The sequence below is a fragment of the Streptomyces sp. NPDC002619 genome, from assembly GCF_042889305.1.
Classification (GTDB): domain Bacteria; phylum Actinomycetota; class Actinomycetes; order Streptomycetales; family Streptomycetaceae; genus Streptomyces.
Map to the genome: position 1 here is coordinate 78,794 of NZ_JBIAQV010000001.1, position 16,693 is coordinate 95,486.

Below are 16,693 nucleotides of genomic sequence, written 5' to 3' on the forward strand. Positions count from 1 at the left end.
TCGCATGGACGCGGTGGACAGGCAGCTCATCCAGGCCCTGAGGGAGAACGGCCGGGCCTCATACGCGGAGCTGGGACGCCTCGTCGGCCTGTCGGGACCCAGCGTCACCGACCGCATCAACCGGCTCGAGGCGGCCGGCGTCATCACCGGCTACCGTGCCACCGTGAACGCCCCCTCCCTCGGCCTCGGCGTCACCGCCCTGATCGGCATCTCGCTCTCCGACGCCGCCGACCACGAGGACGTGGCGCGCAGGCTGAAGGACCTGCGGGAGATCGAGGACTGCTGGTTCATCGCGGGCGACGACTCCTTCATGCTCAAGGTCCGGGCCACCGACGTCGACGGCCTGGAGCGGATCATCCGGCGGCTCAGCGGGACCAAGGGCGTCTCCCGCACCCGTACCACGATCGTGCTGTCCACGAAGTGGGAGAACCGGGTCGGCGAACTGCCGGAAGAGGTCTAGCCGTACGGTTGGGGAGTCGTCGGAGAAAGGTGTAGGCATGGATGTCGGGCTCAAGCGCGAGCTGGAGGACAAGGTCAGGGCCGGTGAGCGGCTGACCCGTGAGGACGGCATCGCGCTGTACGAGTCGGACGACCTGGCCTGGCTGGGCGGACTCGCGCACGAGGTGCGGACGCGGAAGAACGGCGACGTCGTCCACTTCAACGTCAACCGGCACCTCAACATGACGAACGTGTGCACCGCGTCCTGCGCGTACTGCTCGTTCCAGCGCAAGCCGGGCGAGAAGGACGCGTACACGATGCGCATCGAGGAGGCGGTGAAGCTCGCCACGGCGATGGAGTCGGAGAACCTCACCGAGCTGCACATCGTCAACGGCCTGCACCCCAACCTGCCGTGGCGCTACTACCCGCGCTCGCTGCGGGAGCTGAAGGCCGCTCTCCCGAACGTCTCCCTGAAGGCCTTCACGGCGACGGAGATCCACCACTTCGAGACCATCTCGGGGCTGAGTGCGAGCGAGATCCTCGACGAGTTGATCGACGCGGGGCTCGAATCGCTCACCGGTGGCGGCGCGGAGATCTTCGACTGGGAGGTCCGCCAGCACATCGTCGACCACCGCACCCACTGGGAGGACTGGTCGCGCATCCACCGCCTGGCGCACGAGAAGGGTCTCAAGACCCCGTCCACCATGCTGTACGGCCACATCGAGGAGCCGCGGCACCGGGTCGACCACGTCCTTCGGCTGCGCGAACTCCAGGACGAGACCGGCGGCTTCCAGGTCTTCATCCCGCTGCGCTACCAGCACGACTTCGTCGACATGAAGGACGGCAAGGTCAGGAACCGCCTCCAGGCCCGCACCCAGATGGCGACCGGCGCCGAGGCCCTGAAGACCTTCGCGGTATCGCGGCTGCTGTTCGACAACGTTCCGCACGTCAAGGTCTTCTGGGTGATGCACGGCGTGCAGACCGCCCAGCTCGCCCTCCAGCACGGTGCGGACGACATGGACGGCTCGGTCGTCGAATACAAGATCACCCACGACGCCGACAACTACGGCACGCCGAACAAGCTCACCCGCGAGGACCTGCTGGACCTCATCCGTGACGCGGGCTTCCGGCCTGTGGAGCGCAACACGCGCTACGAGATCATCCGCGAGTACGACGGCCCGGACCCGCTGCGTCGGGAGTCGCCGCAGCCCATGCGGGTGTGACGCGGTGTCCCTGACCTTCGAGCTGGACCCGGCGGTCACGCCCGCCCTGCGGGACGGCGTGCTCACGCTGTGGGCCGACGTGTCGAACGCGGGCGGCTCCGTCGGGTTCGTGCCGCCGGTGACCGAGGACGACATACGGCCCGAACTGGTGAGGCATCTCGCCGCGATGGCCGAGGGCCGCACCCGGCTGCTGGTGGGCCGGGACGCGGCCGGGGCGGTCGCGGCGACGGCGTTCATCACGCACAACACGCACCGGCTGATGCGGCACTGGGTGTGGCTCTACACGGTGATGGTGCACCCCCGCCACCAGGGCCGCGGCTACGGGCGCGACCTGCTGGCCGCGGCGGCGGACGCCGTCTCCGGCTGGGACGGAATCGACGCGATACGGCTCACCTGCCGGGGCGGGACGGGCCTGGAGCACTTCTACGGCTCCTGCGGCTACAAGGAGGTCGGCCGGGTGCCCGGCGCCATACGGGTCGCCCCGGGGGACGACCGCGACGACATCACGATGCTGCTGCCGCTGGCGTGAGCGTCCCCACCCCCCTCCAAGATCGCGGGCCGGCCGTGCTTCACTGGGGGTTCGGACCTTTCGGCATGGATCGATACGGAAGAGTGGATTGAGATGCTCCGCTACACGCTGATGCGCCTCGGGATCTTCGCGGGCTGCCTCCTCGTCGTCTGGGGCCTCGTCTACGCCGGCGCGTTCCCGCGCGGCTTCGGCGACTCCAACTTCCTGTGGGTCCTGCTGCTCGCCATGGTGATCTCCGCGCCGATCAGCTTCATCGTGCTGCGCAAGGAGCGGGACCGGGCGTCCGTGCAGATCGTGCAGCGGGTCGACCGCGCGAAGGCCAACCTGGACGCCAACCGCGGCCAGGAGGACGTGGCCGACGACGCGGCGCGGGCGCAGGGCCAGGCTTCCTGACCGCTGCCGCGGGGCCGGGTGCCCCGGGGCCCAACTAGTCTTGCCCCATGGGTGCCGTGAAGACCAAGCGGATGCCGCGGGCGGTCCGGGAACAGCAGATGCTGGACGCCGCCGTACGGACCTTCGGCCGGCGCGGGTACATGGCCGCGTCGATGGACGAGATCGCCGAACTGGCGGGTGTGTCCAAGCCGTTGGTGTACCTGTATCTGAACTCGAAGGAAGACCTCTTCACCGCGTGCATCCGCCGTGAGGCCAAGGCGCTGACGGACGCGGTCCGCGCCGGAGTGGGGCCCGGTCTGCCGGCCGACCGCCAACTCTGGGACGGGCTCCAGGCGTTCTTCGAGCACACCGCCGAGCACCCCGACGGCTGGTCCGTGCTGCACCTCCAGGCTCGCACCCACGGCGAGCCCTTCGCCGCCGAAGTGGCCGCGATGCGCGAGGAGATCGTGGCGTTCGTGACCGAGTTGATCCTGGTCGCCGCGCGCGAGGCGCACCACGACCCCGACCTTCCCGCGCGCGAGGTCGCCGGGCTCGCCGAGGCCCTGGTGGGAGCGGCCGAGTCCCTCGCCGCCTGGGCCAACGCCACCCCGGGCGTCACGGCCCGACAGGCGGCGGCGACCCTGATGAACTTCGCCTGGGCGGGGCTGGGCAACCTGATGGAGGGGCGGCCCTGGGCGCCGCCGATCATTGCTTCGTAAAGGATCTATGCGGTTTTCGTGAGCCCCTGGGAGTATCCGGTGGACACCAGCCCGACCCACCAGAGGCACTCATGTTGGTCATTCAGATCCTGCAGGCCGTGTTCGTCGTGGCTCTGCTCCTCTCCGACGGCAGACCCGCCGCGAGGCCTCTGGCGGTGTGGACCGCCGTGGGGTTCGGCGTGAGCCAGATCCTCACCGCGCGGGACGTCGGACTGGCTGACACCTTCTTCAGGTTGTGCGTCGCCGTGTTCGCCACCGTCGCGATAGACCGCTGGAGATCCGAGCACGACCGGCCGCTGTGGTTCGCCGGGGCCGCCGCCCTGCTGAGCGGACTCCTCCTCGGCTGGGTGGCCTGACGCCTCAGACGGCGAGAGGGTGCACCTGTCCCTCGACGTGCACCCTCCCCCACTCTCGGCTTCGCTCGAGCGGGGGGACCCCCATCGCGCTCCGCAGCTCGAACCGCCCGTTCCCGTCCGCCGCGTACGCCACCGCGCCGGGCAGCAGCACCGGCGCCCTGAACTCCGCCTCCACGCGGGCGCGTTCGGGCACCCCGTGCGCGGCGAGGCAGCGGGCCACCGTCCACATGCCGTGGGCGATGGCGCGGGGGAAGCCGAAGAGTCGGGCCGTGAGCGGGTGCAGATGGATGGGGTTGCGGTCTCCGGACGCGGCACTGTAGCGCCGGCCCACGTCCCCGGCGAGCCGCCACTCCTCGACGACAGGCAGCGGCTCCGGGGCCGTACGGGGCGTCTCGGCGGCCGGGGTGTTCGTGCGGTGCCGCGCGAGGTACGTGCTCGTCGACTGCCATACGACATCCTCGCCCGACCTCAGCTCGGTGACGACCGTGGCCTCGGTCCCACGCCGGTGCGGCGCCAACCCGGCGACGTGGACGCCGAGTTCGTAATCCGCGGCGGCAGGCAGGGCCGTGTGCCGGGTGATCCCGATCGACGTGTGGACCAGGCCGAGCAGCGGCAGCGGGAAGTCCCGGCCGCTCATCAGCCGCATGGCCAGCGGGAAGCCCAGGATGTGCGGATAGGTGACGGGAAGCGCGTCGTCCCCGCAGGCGAAGCCGCACACGCGCTCGTAGGCGGCGAGCCGGGGCAGGTCGGCGCGGACGCCGGGCAGTACCAGCCGGGTGCGCGGGAAGTCGGCGTCCGAGCCGGGCCGTTTGAAGGGGGAGCGCAGGGCACCCCGGGCGAGAAGCGGCGCGAGCGCGGGGGAGGTGGCGAGGGTGACGGCGGTCATCAGGCCCCCAGCAGGCTCTGGCCGCAGACCCGTACGACCTCGGCCGGGTGCGGTGCCGGTAAGGCTCAGATAGCGGTCGGCCATGTCGGGAACTCCCAGGGGGCTCGGGCGGCTTGGCTGTTCTTGCGTACGGTTGCCGAATCTTGCTTACTCTGGAGTAATGTTACCGGAGGTAAGCCTATGTGGGCGTGAGGAGCAGGTCGAGATGAGTCCCCGAGATGCCGACCACCGTCCTGGACGGCCTGGTGGAGCGGTACGGGCTCGAAACCCCGGGCGCCGTGGGCGAGTTCGTGGCCGGCGCCGTCCTCAAGCACAGCCGGGACCTCAACCTCGCCCGCGAGACCGCCCTCGGCTCGAAGCTGGAAGCGCACCCCGGCGTACGACATCCAGCAGGCCTGCGGCACCGGCCTCCAGGCCGGCGGGCGGCCAGGGCGTGACGGCGATCCTGGAGCGAACGTGCAGGGTCCTCACGTAACCGCCGTAGTTGCACAGGCCCGGCGCCGGACCCTCCCCGAAACCGCACAGACCCACCACGGCGGCACCGTACGATCTCCTGTCTGACCGCCGGTAACCCGTATCTCGGGCCGCTTCCGGTGAACGCCTCGGTGTGCGAGGCACGTACGTCATGCAGCCAGCAGTTCGCCGCTGCACGCTCGAGGAGCCGCCCGTGTCCAGCCCGTATCCGACCGCCCACGTCTCCTCGGCCCCCACGGTCTCGGCCGTCGACTACGACGGACTTCCGATCCTCGTGGAACCCGGGATACAGCGGCTGGGCGGCGTCGTGCGGGAGGTGTCCGTACCGCCGTTCGCGCCGCCCGTGAAGCACGGGTCGCTGGCCGACCTGCCGTTCGACAACGCGGAGAAGGATCCCGGGGCGGTCGTCCTCAGCCGCCGTACGGTGGACGGCCGTTGGGAGGACGTGACGGCCGGCCGGTTCGCCGACGAGGTGCTGGCGGTCGCCGAGGGCCTGATCGCCGAGGGGCTCGTCCCGGGCGACCGGATCGCCATCATGGCCCGCACCACCTACGAGTGGACGCTGCTGGACTTCGCGGCATGGGCGGCCGGTTTGGTCACCGTGCCCATCTACCCCACCTCCTCCGTCTTCCAGACCCGCTGGATCCTCCAGGACTCGGGCGCGGTGGCCCTGGTGACCGAGACGGCCGGCCAGGCGGCCGCGGTCGGCCCCGAACTCGAACACCTCGCCGACCTGCGGCACATGTGGGTCATGGAGAAGGGGCACGTGGAGCGGCTGGCCGAACTCGGCACGGCCCATGTGCCGGAGGCCGAAGTGACCGTACGCCGGGGCATGCTGGGCCCCGGCACCCTCGCCACCGTCATCTACACCTCGGGCACGACCGGCCGCCCCAAGGGCTGTGTGCTCTCTCACGGCAACTTCTTCGCCGAGGTCGACAACGCGATCGAGCTCCTCTACCCGATCTTCAAGGCAAAGTCGAACGAGGAACCCTCGGTCCTCCTCTTCCTGCCGATGTCCCATGTCTTCGGCCGCATGGTGGCGATCGCCTGCATCCGGGCCCGGGTACGGCTCGGCCACGCCCCCAGTCTCAAGGCCGAGGACCTGCTCCCGGACCTGGCCGCCTTCAAGCCGACGTGCCTGCTGACCATCCCCTACATGCTGGAGAAGGTCTTCAACTCCGCGCGCGCCAAGGCGGAGAGGGGCGGCCGCGTCTCGTCCTTCGACCGCGCGGCGTCGACGGCCATCCGCTACGGCGAGGCGCTGGAGGCCCGCCAGACCGGCACCGGCCACGGCCCGAGCCGCGCCCTGAAGACGGCCCGCGCCTTCTACGACCCCCTGGTCTACCGCCGTATCCGCAATGCCATGGGCGGCCGGGTCAAGTACGCGATCTGCGGCGGCTCACCGCTCGGCCGCCGGCTGGCCGCGTTCTACGCCGGAGCCGGCATCGAGATCTTCGAGGGCTACGGACTCACCGAGACGACCGGCGCCTCCACGGTCACCCCACCCCTCAAGCCCCGTCTGGGAACCGTCGGTTGGCCCCTGCCGGGTACGAAGGTCCGCATCGCGTCGGACGGCGAGATCCTCGTCGGCGGCGAACACGTCCTGCGCGGCTACTGGGATCCGCAGGCGGGCGGCGTGGTCCCCGCGACCAGGGACGGCTGGCTGTCGACGGGTGACATCGGCGAACTCGACGACGAGGGTTACCTCACGATCACCGGCCGTAAGAAGGAACTGTTCATCACCTCCGGCGGCAAGTCGGTGGCCCCGGCCCCGATGGAGAACTGGCTGCGCTCGCACCCCCTGATCTCCCAGTGCATGCTCGTCGGCGAAGGACGCCCCTTCGTCACGGCCCTGTTCACCCTCGACCCCGACGGCATCACCCACTGGCGCCAGATGAACGGCAAGCACCCGGTCCCGCCGGAACTCGTCGCGGACGACCCGGAGCTGACCGCCATCCTGCAACGAGCCGTGGACGAGGCCAACCGCCATGTCTCCCGCCCGGAGTCGATCAGAAAGTTCGCGGTCCTCCCGGTGGACTTCACCGAGGAGGCGGGCCATCTGACCCCGTCGATGAAGCTGCGCAGGGCAGAGGTCATGAGGGACTTCGCGGACGTGGTGGAGGAGCTGTACGGCGGATAGCGAGCGCTACCTCCGGGGTAATCGCTTCCGGCGCCCGCGCGCGTGAGGGTCGTCCCGTAGCGAGCCCGAGCGCCGGTCGTCGAACGAGGAGAAGCCGCCATGACCGCCTACGCCATCGCCCACCTCCGGGAGGCCGCCCCCCACCCGGAGATCGCCGAGTACATCGAGCGCATCACCGCCACTTTCGAGCCCTACGGCGGCCGGTTCCTGGTCCACGGCACGCAGCACGAGGTGAAGGAGGGCAGCTGGCCCGGCCACGTCGTGGTGATCGGGTTTCCTTCGATCGCCGAGGCACGCGCCTGGTGGGACTCACCCGCGTACCAGGCGATCGCTCCCCTCCGCTCCCGCCACATCGAGGGCGACATCATCCTCGTGGGGGGCGTCCCCGAGGGGTATGACCCCGCGGTCACGGCGAAGGCCTTGCGGGAGGCGTTGCCGACCGAGTAGGCGTTTTCGTGTCGGCAGGCAACCCCGCCGCACATTGCACCCCGCTGTCAGGAGGACGCATCGCAGTGTCAGCAGCCCCGATCGCCCAGGCCGAGGCGCTTCTACGGCAGTTCGGTGCCGATGCGGTTCCCCATCCGGGCGGCACTCTCCTCGCGCACCTGCTGCGTGTGCGCACACGGCTCGCCGACTGGGGCGCTCGGCCCGCCCTCCAGCTCGCCGGCCTCTGCCACGCCGCACACGGCACCGACGGCTTCCCGACCGGCCTGCTCACGCTGGACCGCCGCCCTGAACTCACCGCCGTGATCGGGACGGAGGCGGAAGCGATCGTGCACTTCTACGCGAGCTGCGACCGCAAGGCCACGTACCCGACCCTCGCGGACGCCGGCTCCCCCTTCCACGACCGCTTCACGGGCGAGCCCGCCCGGTCCCCCGCACCCCACCTGCTCCGCGACTTCGCCGAACTCACCGCCGCCAACGAACTCGACCTCGTCTGCGAGAGCCCTGCCTTCCGGGAGCGGTACGGACCCGACCTGCTCGTCCTCTTCACCCGCTTCCGCCCCCTCCTGAGCGAACCGGCCTGGCGGGACTGCCTCAGCGTGCTGCGGGCACCTCGCTGACGCGGCGCTTGCGGGCGATCAGAAAGGCCTGGCGCCGAAACTGTCGAACACCTGATCGAAAAAGCGGTCAGGGTGAAGGTCGGCCCACGCGGCGAGACTTTCGAACTCAATCCCGGGGGATTACCTAAGGGGAAACGAAGAGGGCGGGAAAAGGGCAGGAGCCCCGTCGCCGGAAGGCGCGGGGCTCCTTGGGTAATGCACTCGGGCTGCGATCAGACCGCGGCTCAGACGGGGGTGACGTTCTCCGCCTGCGGACCCTTCGGGCCCTGCGTGACGTCGAAGCTCACCTGCTGGTTCTCCTCGAGGGAGCGGAAGCCAGAGGCGTTGATCGCGGAGTAGTGAACGAAGACGTCGGGGCCGCCGCCTTCCTGGGCGATGAAGCCAAAGCCCTTTTCGGCGTTGAACCACTTAACGGTTCCGGTAGCCATAAGCCCTCCTTGGGCCCAAAAGGGTTGCCCTGCTCCAGAACCTGCAAGTGTGAAACAGCCGCACAAGTGCATATGTCTGAAAACGACGAGAGCCCGCGGTCACATGCTCCGCAGGCTCTGTACTGCAAGGGAAACCAAACTGCAACTTGCGGCGAGCCTAGCACGCAGGCACCCGAAAGCAATAGGGGTCAAGATCACGTCACTCGGACGTTTGAAACTTCCGTCGGACGGGTTGACGGTGGGGTCGGTCTCAGCACGAACCCCACGGGGTCTAGTCTCGCGATGTGGACAATTCTCGCACCCGGCCGCGCGTCGGCCACATCCAGTTCCTGAACTGCCTGCCCCTCTACTGGGGGCTCGCGAGAACCGGCACCCTCCTCGACTTCGAGCTGACCAAGGACACCCCGGAGAAGCTCAGCGAGCAGCTGGTGCGTGGCGACCTCGACATCGGGCCCATCACCCTCGTCGAGTTCCTCAAGAACGCCGACGACCTGGTCGCCTTCCCCGACATCGCGGTCGGCTGCGACGGTCCGGTGATGTCCTGCGTGATCGTCTCGCAGGTCCCCCTCGATCAGCTGGACGGCGCCCGGGTCGCCCTGGGCTCGACCTCGCGCACCTCGGTCCGCCTCGCCCAGCTCCTGCTGGCCGAGCGCTACGGCGTGCGGCCCGACTACTACACCTGCCCGCCCGACCTCAGCCTGATGATGCAGGAGGCGGACGCGGCCGTACTCATCGGCGACGCGGCCCTGCGCGCCAACCTGCATGACGGCCCGCGCTTCGGGCTCGCCGTGCACGACCTGGGCACGCTGTGGAAGGAGTGGACGGGCCTGCCGTTCGTCTTCGCGATCTGGGCGGCCCGCCGGGACTACCTGGAGCGCGAGCCGATGATCACCCGCCAGGTCCATGAGGCGTTCCTGTCCTCCCGCAATCTCTCCCTGGAGGAGGTCGGCAAGGTCGCCGAGCAGGCGGCCCGCTGGGAGGCGTTCGACGAGCGGGTCCTGGAGCAGTACTTCACGACCCTCGACTTCCGCTTCGGAGCACCGCAGCTCGCGGCGGTCGCCGAGTTCGCCCGACGCATCGGCCCGTCGACCGGCTTCCCGGCGGACGTGAAGGTGGATCTTCTGGAGCCGTAATCCCACGGCCGCCGCTCGGCACTACCCTGCTCGTGATGGCGTGATGGCGTGATGGCGTGATGGCGTGATGGCGTGATGGCGTGATGGGGGAGAGGGGGGCGGCCATGCAGCCGCTCGCGGCCGACGAACCGACCGCCGTCGGTCCCTACCGGCTTCTCGGCCGGCTCGGTTCCGGCGGTATGGGACGGGTCTACCTGGGCCGGAGCGCAGGCGGGCGCACGGTCGCGGTGAAGATCGTGCACCCGCACTACGCGCTCGACGAGGAGTTCCGCGCCCGCTTCCGGCGCGAGGTCGAGGCCGCCCGCCGGGTCGGCGGCGCCTGGACGGCACCGGTCCTGGACGCGGACCCCGGGGCTCCCGTGCCCTGGGTCGCCACGGCGTATGCGGCGGGCCCGTCACTGACCGCCGCGGTCACCTCCGGCGGCCCGCTGCCCCCGCACACCGTACGGGTGCTGGGCGCGGGCCTCGCCGAAGCGCTCACGGCCGTACACGAACTGGGCCTCGTCCACCGGGACGTGAAGCCCTCCAACGTGCTGCTCACCCTCGACGGCCCCCTCCTGATCGACTTCGGCATCGCCCGCGCCACGGACGGCACGGCATCCCTGACGTCGTCCGGCGTGTCCATCGGCTCACCCGGCTACATGTCCCCCGAGCAGATCCTGGGCAAGGGGGCCACGGGGGCGGCGGACGTCTTCTCACTGGGTGCGGTGCTGGTGTACGCGGCTACGGGCGAACCTCCGTTCCCAGGCGACTCGTCGGCCGCCCTGCTCTACAAGGTCGTGCACGAGGAGCCGGAACTCGGCGCCCTGACCGGGGAGTTGCGGGAGGTGGCGGAGGCCTGCCTGGCGAAGTCGCCGGATGCGCGGCCCGCGCCCGGCGAGGTGGGCCGACGGCTCGCTCCCGAGGGGGCGGCGCGGCTGGTGACGGGTGGGTGGCTGCCGGGGGCGCTGGTGGAGCAGGTGAGCCGGAGTGCCGTACAGCTGCTCAACCTGGAGTCGACGGATACGGCGCCGTCCGGACCGGTGGGCTTCAGTAGTCCGGCGATGGGGGAGTTCGGGCCGGCGCCGGACATGACGGGGGTCGGGTCGAAGCCTTCGAATGCGCCGACTGTCGTTCCCGAGCCCAGGGACGCGCCACCGGCCGAGCACGCGCCCGGCAAGGTGTCGGTCAGCGTCGCGGCCACGTCCACTCCCGATGAGGGAGGGCGGCGCCGGGTGAGCTGCACGGTGGCGCTCGCCGTTGCGGGTGCGCTGGCCGCGGTGACGGTGGGCATGGGTTTCCTGCTCCGCCCGTGGCTCGACGGAAGCGGCCACGACTTGGCGGACGGCAGCGCCGTCACGCCCCCCGCGGCCACCGCTGCATCCAGATCCGCGGACGGCGCCACGCCCGCCGCGCTCCCCGCCCGCTACCTCGGCACCTGGGAGGGCCAGGGCACCGCCCTCGACGGCACCCTGCCCATCGGCACCTTCCGGCTCACGGTCCACGGAGTGGGCGCCGGCGAGGAGTTGGGGCGCCTCGTGCAGACCGATCAGCTGGGCGGCACGTGCACCGACGTACTGACAGTGGAGAAGGTGACGAAGAGCCAGCTCGTGGCGACATCCGTGGGCGCGAAGACCAACCATGAGGGTTGCAACCCGACCCCCCACACGGTCCGGCTCACACCGATCGGCGACGACCTCCGATACACGTCGGACAGCTCGGCGGAGGGCCATCCGACGGCGCGGATGTCGAAGGTCAAGTAGCGGGCGCTTCTGTCCGGTTCGCGAGCCTGGCCGCGACGGCGATCATCCGCGCGGCCGTCACCAGCGTCCCCAGCAGGCCCACCGCCCACAGCCACGGGTAGTGCACGTGGACCCAGCAGGCTTTGCCCTCGCTGTAGCAGTCGGCGTCCCAGTCCCGCGTGTGCTTGGGCCGGAAGGTGGCGAAGATCGTGACGGTCGCGACCCAACCCAGGGCGAACCCCGGTACGCCCGCGGCCGCCCACGCCGCCGAACGCACCTTGTTCTTCTTCCAGTTCATCCGGGACAACGGCGCGATCAGCGCGGCCAGGGAGACCGGTACGAGGGCTCCCACGGTGCCGGCGAAGGCGTAGGCGCCGCCCGGCCAGGCGGGGGCCAGGTCGCCCCACACCGTGTCGCCCCACGTCTCGTCGGCCAGGGCCATCGGCACGATGAAAGCGAGGGCGCTGAGCATAATCACCATGGCGCCCAGGCAGGCGAACTCCCGCTTCTTCCGCTGAGCTTCGGCCCGCCGCCCGTGCTCGTACTGCAGCGAGGCCGGTGCCGCCTTCCCCCGCTTCGGCTTGGCCGACCCTCCGCTCATCCCGGTACGACCACCGTCCGCAGCTCCCCGTCGCCCAGATGCAGCATGCCCTTTCCGGGGGCGATCTGTCCGCCGACCATGCTGCGGGACAGCCGTACGCCGATGAGGTCGCCGCTGGACGACTCCTGGGGGGAGAGCAGGATGCCGCGGCGGGCCTTCTTGGCGTCGACCTGCCAGCCGGAGAAGCCGCTGCAGACGTCCTCCTCGTCACCGGCGATGACGAGCGCGAGGCCGCGTTCGGCGCCGCGGGAGACGATGCGCTTCATGTGGGATGCGGCGTCGAGGTCTTCGAGGATCTCCCCGTCGTCGACGAGGACCGCGATCGGCTCCTCCAGGGACGCCGAGTCGATGACCTCCTCGAACTCGTCCTCGTCGATGTCGTCGCCGGTGAAGACCTTCAACACGCCCTCGGTGCCGTCGAGTCGGCGCAGCGGCGACTGGCGGGGGGCGGCGATCACGAGCCGTATGCCCTGGGAGAGGAAGGACTGGGCGAAGTTCATCAGGACCGTCGAGCGGCCGGACTTCGCCGGGCCCGCGATGACGAACGCCGGTACGCCCTCGGCGAGATCGGGCCCGAAGCCGACGATCTCGTCGCCGCCGATGCCCACCAGCCCCCACAGCCGGGAGCGGGAAGCCTCCGGGTCGCGCATCTCCCACGCCTCGGGGAAGGAGATACGGCTCGGCAGGCTGTCCACGCGGAACGGGCGCCGGGAGCGCGGGACTCCGGCGTCCCGCGCTGTCGCCGCCTCGCCGATCGCCGCGATCGCCGCGGCCTGGCCCTGACCCGTGGTGTCCTCGGCGAGAAGCGCGAACTGCGTCTCCGTACCGGACTCGTTGCGGAACGCGCGGCCCGGCGGGATCTCCTCCGGCACCTTGCGCGTGGGGATGCCCAGCGTGGAGAAGTCGCTGCGGTCGGCGAGCCTGAGACCGTACTTGTCCTCGGTGAGCGTGGCGATGCGGCCGACGAGGAGCGTGCGGTCACCGGTCAGGACGAGGTGGATGCCGACGCTCGCGCCCTCGCGCATCATCGTCGTCAACTCGTCCGTCAGCGACCCGTGGTCGATCTCGCCGAGGGTCGGCACCCAGCCCTCCCAGCGGTCGAGCAGGACGACGATGTGCGGCAGCCGCTCGTCCTCGCCGGCCGCGGCCCGCTGCTCGCCGATGTCCGCGAACCCTTTCTCCGCCAACAGGTCCTGGCGGCGCCCGAGTTCACCCTTGAGCCGGTTGACCAGCCGGATCACGCGCTCGGTCTGGTTACGGCCCACGACAGCGCCGCAGTGCGGCAGCCGGGTCAGGGCGTTCAGCGCGCCGTTGCCGCAGTCGATGCCGTACATGTGCATGTCGGCGACCGAGTGCGTGCGGGCGAGGGAGCCCGCGATCGTGCGCAGCACCTGGGAGCGGCCGCTGCGCGGGGCGCCGCCGATCATCAGATGGCCGAAGGTCGAGAAGTCCACCACGACCGGGCGGCGCGCCTGGTCGGCGGGCAGGTCCTCGACGCCGTACGGCGCGGGGGGCAGCTTGCCGGGCGCGAGCGCCGGGACCGGCGTCTCGATCTCATCGAGGAGCAGCGTCTCGGAGAGTGCGTCCAGCCACGGCTTGTGCTGGGCCGGGATGCCGAGCGCCCGGTCGGCCTCCCGTACGGCGTCGACGAGCACCTTGAGGTCGGTGATCTCCTCGTCCTCGCGCGCCTCGCTCTTGGGCTTCACCAGTGCGGCCCGGCCCAGGTCCTCCCAGGTCAGCTCGCCGACCCAGGGCGCGAGGGCGGTGGGGTCGGCGGCACCGGGGCGACGGCCGCCGACGCGGCCCGACTGGAAGGGGACGAGGGAGGCGTGCCCGAGGCGAACGTAGGCCCGGCCCGGCGTGTTCTTGGAGATGTGCCCGGCCTCGGGCGCGTCGATGACGTCGGACGACTCGCCGCTGTCCGTCACGCGCAGGGCTATACGAAGGTTGGTGTTGGCCCGGATCTCGGGAGACACGACACCGGACGGCCGCTGCGTGGCCAGCAGCAGATGGATGCCGAGCGACCGCCCACGCTGGGCGATGTTCACGAGCCCCGTCACGAAGTCGGGCAGGTCGCGCACCATGGACGCGAACTCGTCGATGACGATGAGGAGTCGGGGCACGGGCCCGTGCGAGGCATCGCGGCGCACCAGGTCCTGATAGTCCTCGATGTCCTTGGCGTCGGCGGCGGCCAGGATGTGCTCGCGCCGCTTCAGCTCGGCGCCCAGCGACTCCAGGGCGCGTTCGACGAGGTGGGCATCGAGGTCGGTGACCATGCCGACGGTGTGCGGCAGCTTCACACAGTCCTTGAACGCCGAGCCGCCCTTGTAGTCGACGAGCACAAAGGTCATGTTCTCGGGCGTGTTGGCCACGGCCAGCGAGGCGACGATGGTCTGCAGCAGCTCCGACTTACCCGAACCGGTCGTACCGGCGATCAGACCGTGCGGGCCGTCCTTGCGCATGTCGATGCCGAACGGGCCGTCGTACGACTCACCGATCACCGCGAGCGTCGACTGCCCGCCCATCCGCCAGCGCGCGACGATCGCGTCACGGGTCGGCGGCTCAAGCTGAAGCACGTCAAGGAGCCGGCTCGCGCCGGGCAGCGCCGAGTCCTCGGTCTCACCGCTGATGTCGCGCAGGGCGGACAGGGAGCGAGCGAGCCGCAGGCACCAGGGGGCGGAGACGAAGTCGGGCCGTACGTCCTTGATGCGCTCGGCGCCCGCCTCCTCGACGCGCAGCCGCAACTCCGGTGTCTGGGCGGCGCGTTCGGGCTCGGTGGCTCCTGCCGCGTGCCAGGCCTGGAAGGAAGGGAACCCCCCGGCGACATGCTGCGGCTGGACCGCCTGCTGCGTCTGGCTGTCGTACTCCTGGGCCTTGGGCTCGGCGACGACGTACGCCTGGCACTCGCCCGGCAGGAACCGCTCCTCGGCGTCCAGGCAGATGGCGTACATCGCGACGGCAGGGCCCTCGCGCAGCAGCCGTACGACACCCGGCAGCGACCGCAGCCGCCGCGAACCGTCCCAGACGACCACGATGTCGGGCTCGCTGAAGTTGACGCCCTGGCCGCGGTTCTGCTCGGCGGCCTTCTTGCGGGCGTCCAGGAGCTGCGTCAGCTCGCCGATACGGGCGCCCACGGTCTCCGCGTCGGTGCCGATGAGAACGTTGACGTCCTGGCCGCCCAAGGGCCTGGCGTGCGGCAGCCAGCGCACCCAGTCCCAGCCGTCCTGGGCGCTGTTCTCGCTGAGCACGTAGAACTGCACGTCCATCGGGCTGTGCAGCGCGGCGGTCTGCGCGACGGCCCAACGCCCCAGCGCACGGGCGGAGTCACCCGGGCCGGCCATGCCGATGACACCGAGGGAACGCAGCGAGAGCGCGACGGGCGCATCCTCGATCCTCCACGTCACCTGACGCCGGTGATCGTCCTGCTCGGGGTCGTCGAGGACGACCTCGGACGGCAACTGCCCGGTCCCGACGCGGACAAGGAGGTGGTCGCGGTCGGTACGCCGCCGCTCCCAGAGGCGAGTACGGGGCCCGGTCCCGAGGGAGAGGACGGCCGCGGGATCGGGAATGGCGTTGCGCCGATCGAGCCGCTCGGCCGTCAAGGCGTCCTGAGCATCCTTCTCGATCCGCTCCTTCTGCTCCTTGTACTCCTTGACCTGCTTCGCATGGGACTTGCGCCCGTGCTTCTTGTCCATGAAGTAGTTGGCGAACAGCATGATGGGGCTGAGCCCCGCCATGATCAGGTAGTACCAGCGGTGGAAGACCAGCACGGCCACCACCGACCCGACGAGCGGCGTGAGCGCCATCAGCCAGGGCAGCGGCCGGGCCTCGAACTCGCGCGGTGGGCTCGGCAGCCGGAACTTGGTCTGCCGGTCCGGGGGACGCAGCCGGGGCGGCCGGTTGTAGTCGAGGCCGACACCGTCCTCCGACCACTTCAGGGCGGCGTTGGGAGGGGTGTACCGGCCGAGTTCGAGAAGGGTGTTGCCGACGGCGATCTGGCCGCCGAGCGGCCAGTCGCTGCCGTCGATCTTCTCACCGTCGAGGGTGACGCCCTCCTCGTCCTGGTGCACCGCTACTTGGCAGGTGCCATCGGTTGCAACTGACAATGTGAGGGCACGGGCGTCGAGTTCGGGATCGTCGATACGGATGTACGAGGCCGGCCCGCTGCCGATGTCGTACCGCCCGACCCCTAGCCGGTGCACGAACCCGGCGACGGGCCCGCCGACGACACGCAGTTCGACGAGCCCGGTGGGTTCGCCGGGCAGACACCCGGCGGGATCCTGAAGGCTGACGACGGCGCCTTCGCGCAGGGGCGACCCGACGACGGTCGCCGAGGGATCGACGGCGTACCCGTCGACGTACACGAGGGGCGCACCGCCGGCGGGAGCCTGGTGGTGCTGCCCGATGGGAATGACCTGAGCCCCGCCGATCCCGACCTGTTTGGCCAGCTCCTGGGCGATATCCCCGACGGTGGACTCGGGATCGGCATCAAGGACGACGTCGGCAGAGCCCCCGCCGAACGGGTCGACGACGGTCAGAGTCAGGCGCACGCTTGTCCTCCCCAAGCCGCTGTGGCCGCTTCCCTCCAGCAGGTCACAGTCGGAAGCGA

General features: G+C 70.5%; 15 protein-coding genes and 1 pseudogene. 12 read left to right on the top strand and 4 right to left on the bottom strand.

The features are described from left to right. Nucleotides 1-4: 4 nt before the first annotated feature. From ACFYXB_RS00440 to ACFYXB_RS00465, 6 genes are all read left to right on the top strand, one after another. Nucleotides 5-460 carry an Lrp/AsnC family transcriptional regulator gene (locus ACFYXB_RS00440; RefSeq protein ID WP_389576426.1) on the top strand — a complete coding sequence of 152 codons (456 nt, stop codon included), beginning with the start codon at nucleotides 5-7 and terminating at the stop codon, nucleotides 458-460. Between the two features lie 37 nt (nucleotides 461-497). Then, complete coding sequence (mqnE, locus tag ACFYXB_RS00445) at nucleotides 498-1,661, top strand: aminofutalosine synthase MqnE (RefSeq protein ID WP_351354681.1); 1,164 nt, start codon at nucleotides 498-500, stop codon at nucleotides 1,659-1,661. A gap of 4 nt (nucleotides 1,662-1,665) precedes the next feature. Beyond that, nucleotides 1,666-2,190, top strand: a complete 525-nt coding sequence (locus ACFYXB_RS00450) for a GNAT family N-acetyltransferase (protein WP_389576427.1) — start codon at nucleotides 1,666-1,668, stop codon at nucleotides 2,188-2,190. A gap of 93 nt (nucleotides 2,191-2,283) precedes the next feature. Further along, a complete protein-coding gene (locus tag ACFYXB_RS00455) occupies nucleotides 2,284-2,583 on the top strand; it encodes a DUF4229 domain-containing protein (protein WP_389576428.1) in 300 nt (99 codons plus the stop codon). A gap of 47 nt (nucleotides 2,584-2,630) precedes the next feature. After that, complete coding sequence (locus ACFYXB_RS00460) at nucleotides 2,631-3,281, top strand: TetR/AcrR family transcriptional regulator (protein ID WP_389576429.1); 651 nt, start codon at nucleotides 2,631-2,633, stop codon at nucleotides 3,279-3,281. 71 nt (nucleotides 3,282-3,352) lie between these two features. Continuing rightward, nucleotides 3,353-3,637, top strand: coding sequence for a hypothetical protein (locus tag ACFYXB_RS00465; protein WP_351354669.1), 285 nt, complete (start codon nucleotides 3,353-3,355; stop codon nucleotides 3,635-3,637). 4 nt (nucleotides 3,638-3,641) lie between these two features. Here ACFYXB_RS00465 and ACFYXB_RS00470 read toward each other — a convergent pair whose 3' ends face one another. Then, complete coding sequence (locus ACFYXB_RS00470) at nucleotides 3,642-4,523, bottom strand: MaoC family dehydratase (protein ID WP_389576430.1); 882 nt, start codon at nucleotides 4,521-4,523, stop codon at nucleotides 3,642-3,644. Nucleotides 4,524-4,738: 215 nt separating this feature from the next. On the opposite strand from ACFYXB_RS00470, the pseudogene ACFYXB_RS00475 reads away from it, so the two are divergent. The 4 genes and pseudogenes from ACFYXB_RS00475 to ACFYXB_RS00490 all read left to right on the top strand — a co-directional run. Beyond that, a pseudogene (locus ACFYXB_RS00475) lies at nucleotides 4,739-4,940 on the top strand (acetyl-CoA C-acyltransferase); the annotation flags it as partial. Between the two features lie 250 nt (nucleotides 4,941-5,190). Then, on the top strand, nucleotides 5,191-7,137 hold the full coding sequence (locus ACFYXB_RS00480; RefSeq protein WP_389576431.1) for an AMP-dependent synthetase/ligase: 1,947 nt from the start codon (nucleotides 5,191-5,193) through the stop codon (nucleotides 7,135-7,137). A 99-nt stretch (nucleotides 7,138-7,236) separates the two neighbouring features. Further along, nucleotides 7,237-7,584 carry a DUF1330 domain-containing protein gene (locus ACFYXB_RS00485; protein WP_389576432.1) on the top strand — a complete coding sequence of 116 codons (348 nt, stop codon included), beginning with the start codon at nucleotides 7,237-7,239 and terminating at the stop codon, nucleotides 7,582-7,584. A 65-nt stretch (nucleotides 7,585-7,649) separates the two neighbouring features. After that, nucleotides 7,650-8,201: a DUF6817 domain-containing protein gene (locus ACFYXB_RS00490; RefSeq protein ID WP_389576433.1), complete on the top strand. Its 552-nt coding sequence runs from the start codon at nucleotides 7,650-7,652 to the stop codon at nucleotides 8,199-8,201. 224 nt (nucleotides 8,202-8,425) lie between these two features. On the opposite strand, the gene ACFYXB_RS00495 is transcribed toward ACFYXB_RS00490, so the two are convergent. Beyond that, complete coding sequence (locus ACFYXB_RS00495; protein ID WP_003992177.1) at nucleotides 8,426-8,629, bottom strand: cold-shock protein; 204 nt, start codon at nucleotides 8,627-8,629, stop codon at nucleotides 8,426-8,428. 284 nt (nucleotides 8,630-8,913) lie between these two features. Here ACFYXB_RS00495 and ACFYXB_RS00500 point away from each other — a divergent pair, with 284 nt between their 5' ends. Together ACFYXB_RS00500 and ACFYXB_RS00505 are read left to right on the top strand one after the other, a co-directional pair. After that, nucleotides 8,914-9,762 (top strand): menaquinone biosynthetic enzyme MqnA/MqnD family protein, encoded by an 849-nt coding sequence (locus ACFYXB_RS00500; protein ID WP_389576435.1) that lies wholly within the window; start codon nucleotides 8,914-8,916, stop codon nucleotides 9,760-9,762. A 104-nt stretch (nucleotides 9,763-9,866) separates the two neighbouring features. Further along, complete coding sequence (locus ACFYXB_RS00505) at nucleotides 9,867-11,504, top strand: protein kinase (protein ID WP_389576437.1); 1,638 nt, start codon at nucleotides 9,867-9,869, stop codon at nucleotides 11,502-11,504. On the opposite strand, the gene ACFYXB_RS00510 is transcribed toward ACFYXB_RS00505, so the two are convergent. Continuing rightward, nucleotides 11,497-12,084 (bottom strand): hypothetical protein, encoded by a 588-nt coding sequence (locus ACFYXB_RS00510; protein ID WP_389576439.1) that lies wholly within the window; start codon nucleotides 12,082-12,084, stop codon nucleotides 11,497-11,499. The genes ACFYXB_RS00505 and ACFYXB_RS00510 overlap by 8 nt on opposite strands. After that, complete coding sequence (locus ACFYXB_RS00515; RefSeq protein ID WP_389576441.1) at nucleotides 12,081-16,634, bottom strand: FtsK/SpoIIIE domain-containing protein; 4,554 nt, start codon at nucleotides 16,632-16,634, stop codon at nucleotides 12,081-12,083. Before ACFYXB_RS00515 ends, ACFYXB_RS00510 begins: the two co-directional genes overlap by 4 nt. Nucleotides 16,635-16,693: the final 59 nt, after the last annotated feature.

Coding starts and splice junctions, on each gene's coding strand:
- ACFYXB_RS00440 (WP_389576426.1), top strand. CDS start 5: ATGGACGCGGTGGACAGGCAGCTCATCCAGGCCCTGAGGGAGAACGGC.
- mqnE (WP_351354681.1), top strand. CDS start 498: ATGGATGTCGGGCTCAAGCGCGAGCTGGAGGACAAGGTCAGGGCCGGT.
- ACFYXB_RS00455 (WP_389576428.1), top strand. CDS start 2,284: ATGCTCCGCTACACGCTGATGCGCCTCGGGATCTTCGCGGGCTGCCTC.
- ACFYXB_RS00460 (WP_389576429.1), top strand. CDS start 2,631: ATGGGTGCCGTGAAGACCAAGCGGATGCCGCGGGCGGTCCGGGAACAG.
- ACFYXB_RS00465 (WP_351354669.1), top strand. CDS start 3,353: ATGTTGGTCATTCAGATCCTGCAGGCCGTGTTCGTCGTGGCTCTGCTC.
- ACFYXB_RS00470 (WP_389576430.1), bottom strand. CDS start 4,523: ATGACCGCCGTCACCCTCGCCACCTCCCCCGCGCTCGCGCCGCTTCTC.
- ACFYXB_RS00485 (WP_389576432.1), top strand. CDS start 7,237: ATGACCGCCTACGCCATCGCCCACCTCCGGGAGGCCGCCCCCCACCCG.
- ACFYXB_RS00495 (WP_003992177.1), bottom strand. CDS start 8,629: ATGGCTACCGGAACCGTTAAGTGGTTCAACGCCGAAAAGGGCTTTGGC.
- ACFYXB_RS00505 (WP_389576437.1), top strand. CDS start 9,867: ATGCAGCCGCTCGCGGCCGACGAACCGACCGCCGTCGGTCCCTACCGG.
- ACFYXB_RS00510 (WP_389576439.1), bottom strand. CDS start 12,084: ATGAGCGGAGGGTCGGCCAAGCCGAAGCGGGGGAAGGCGGCACCGGCC.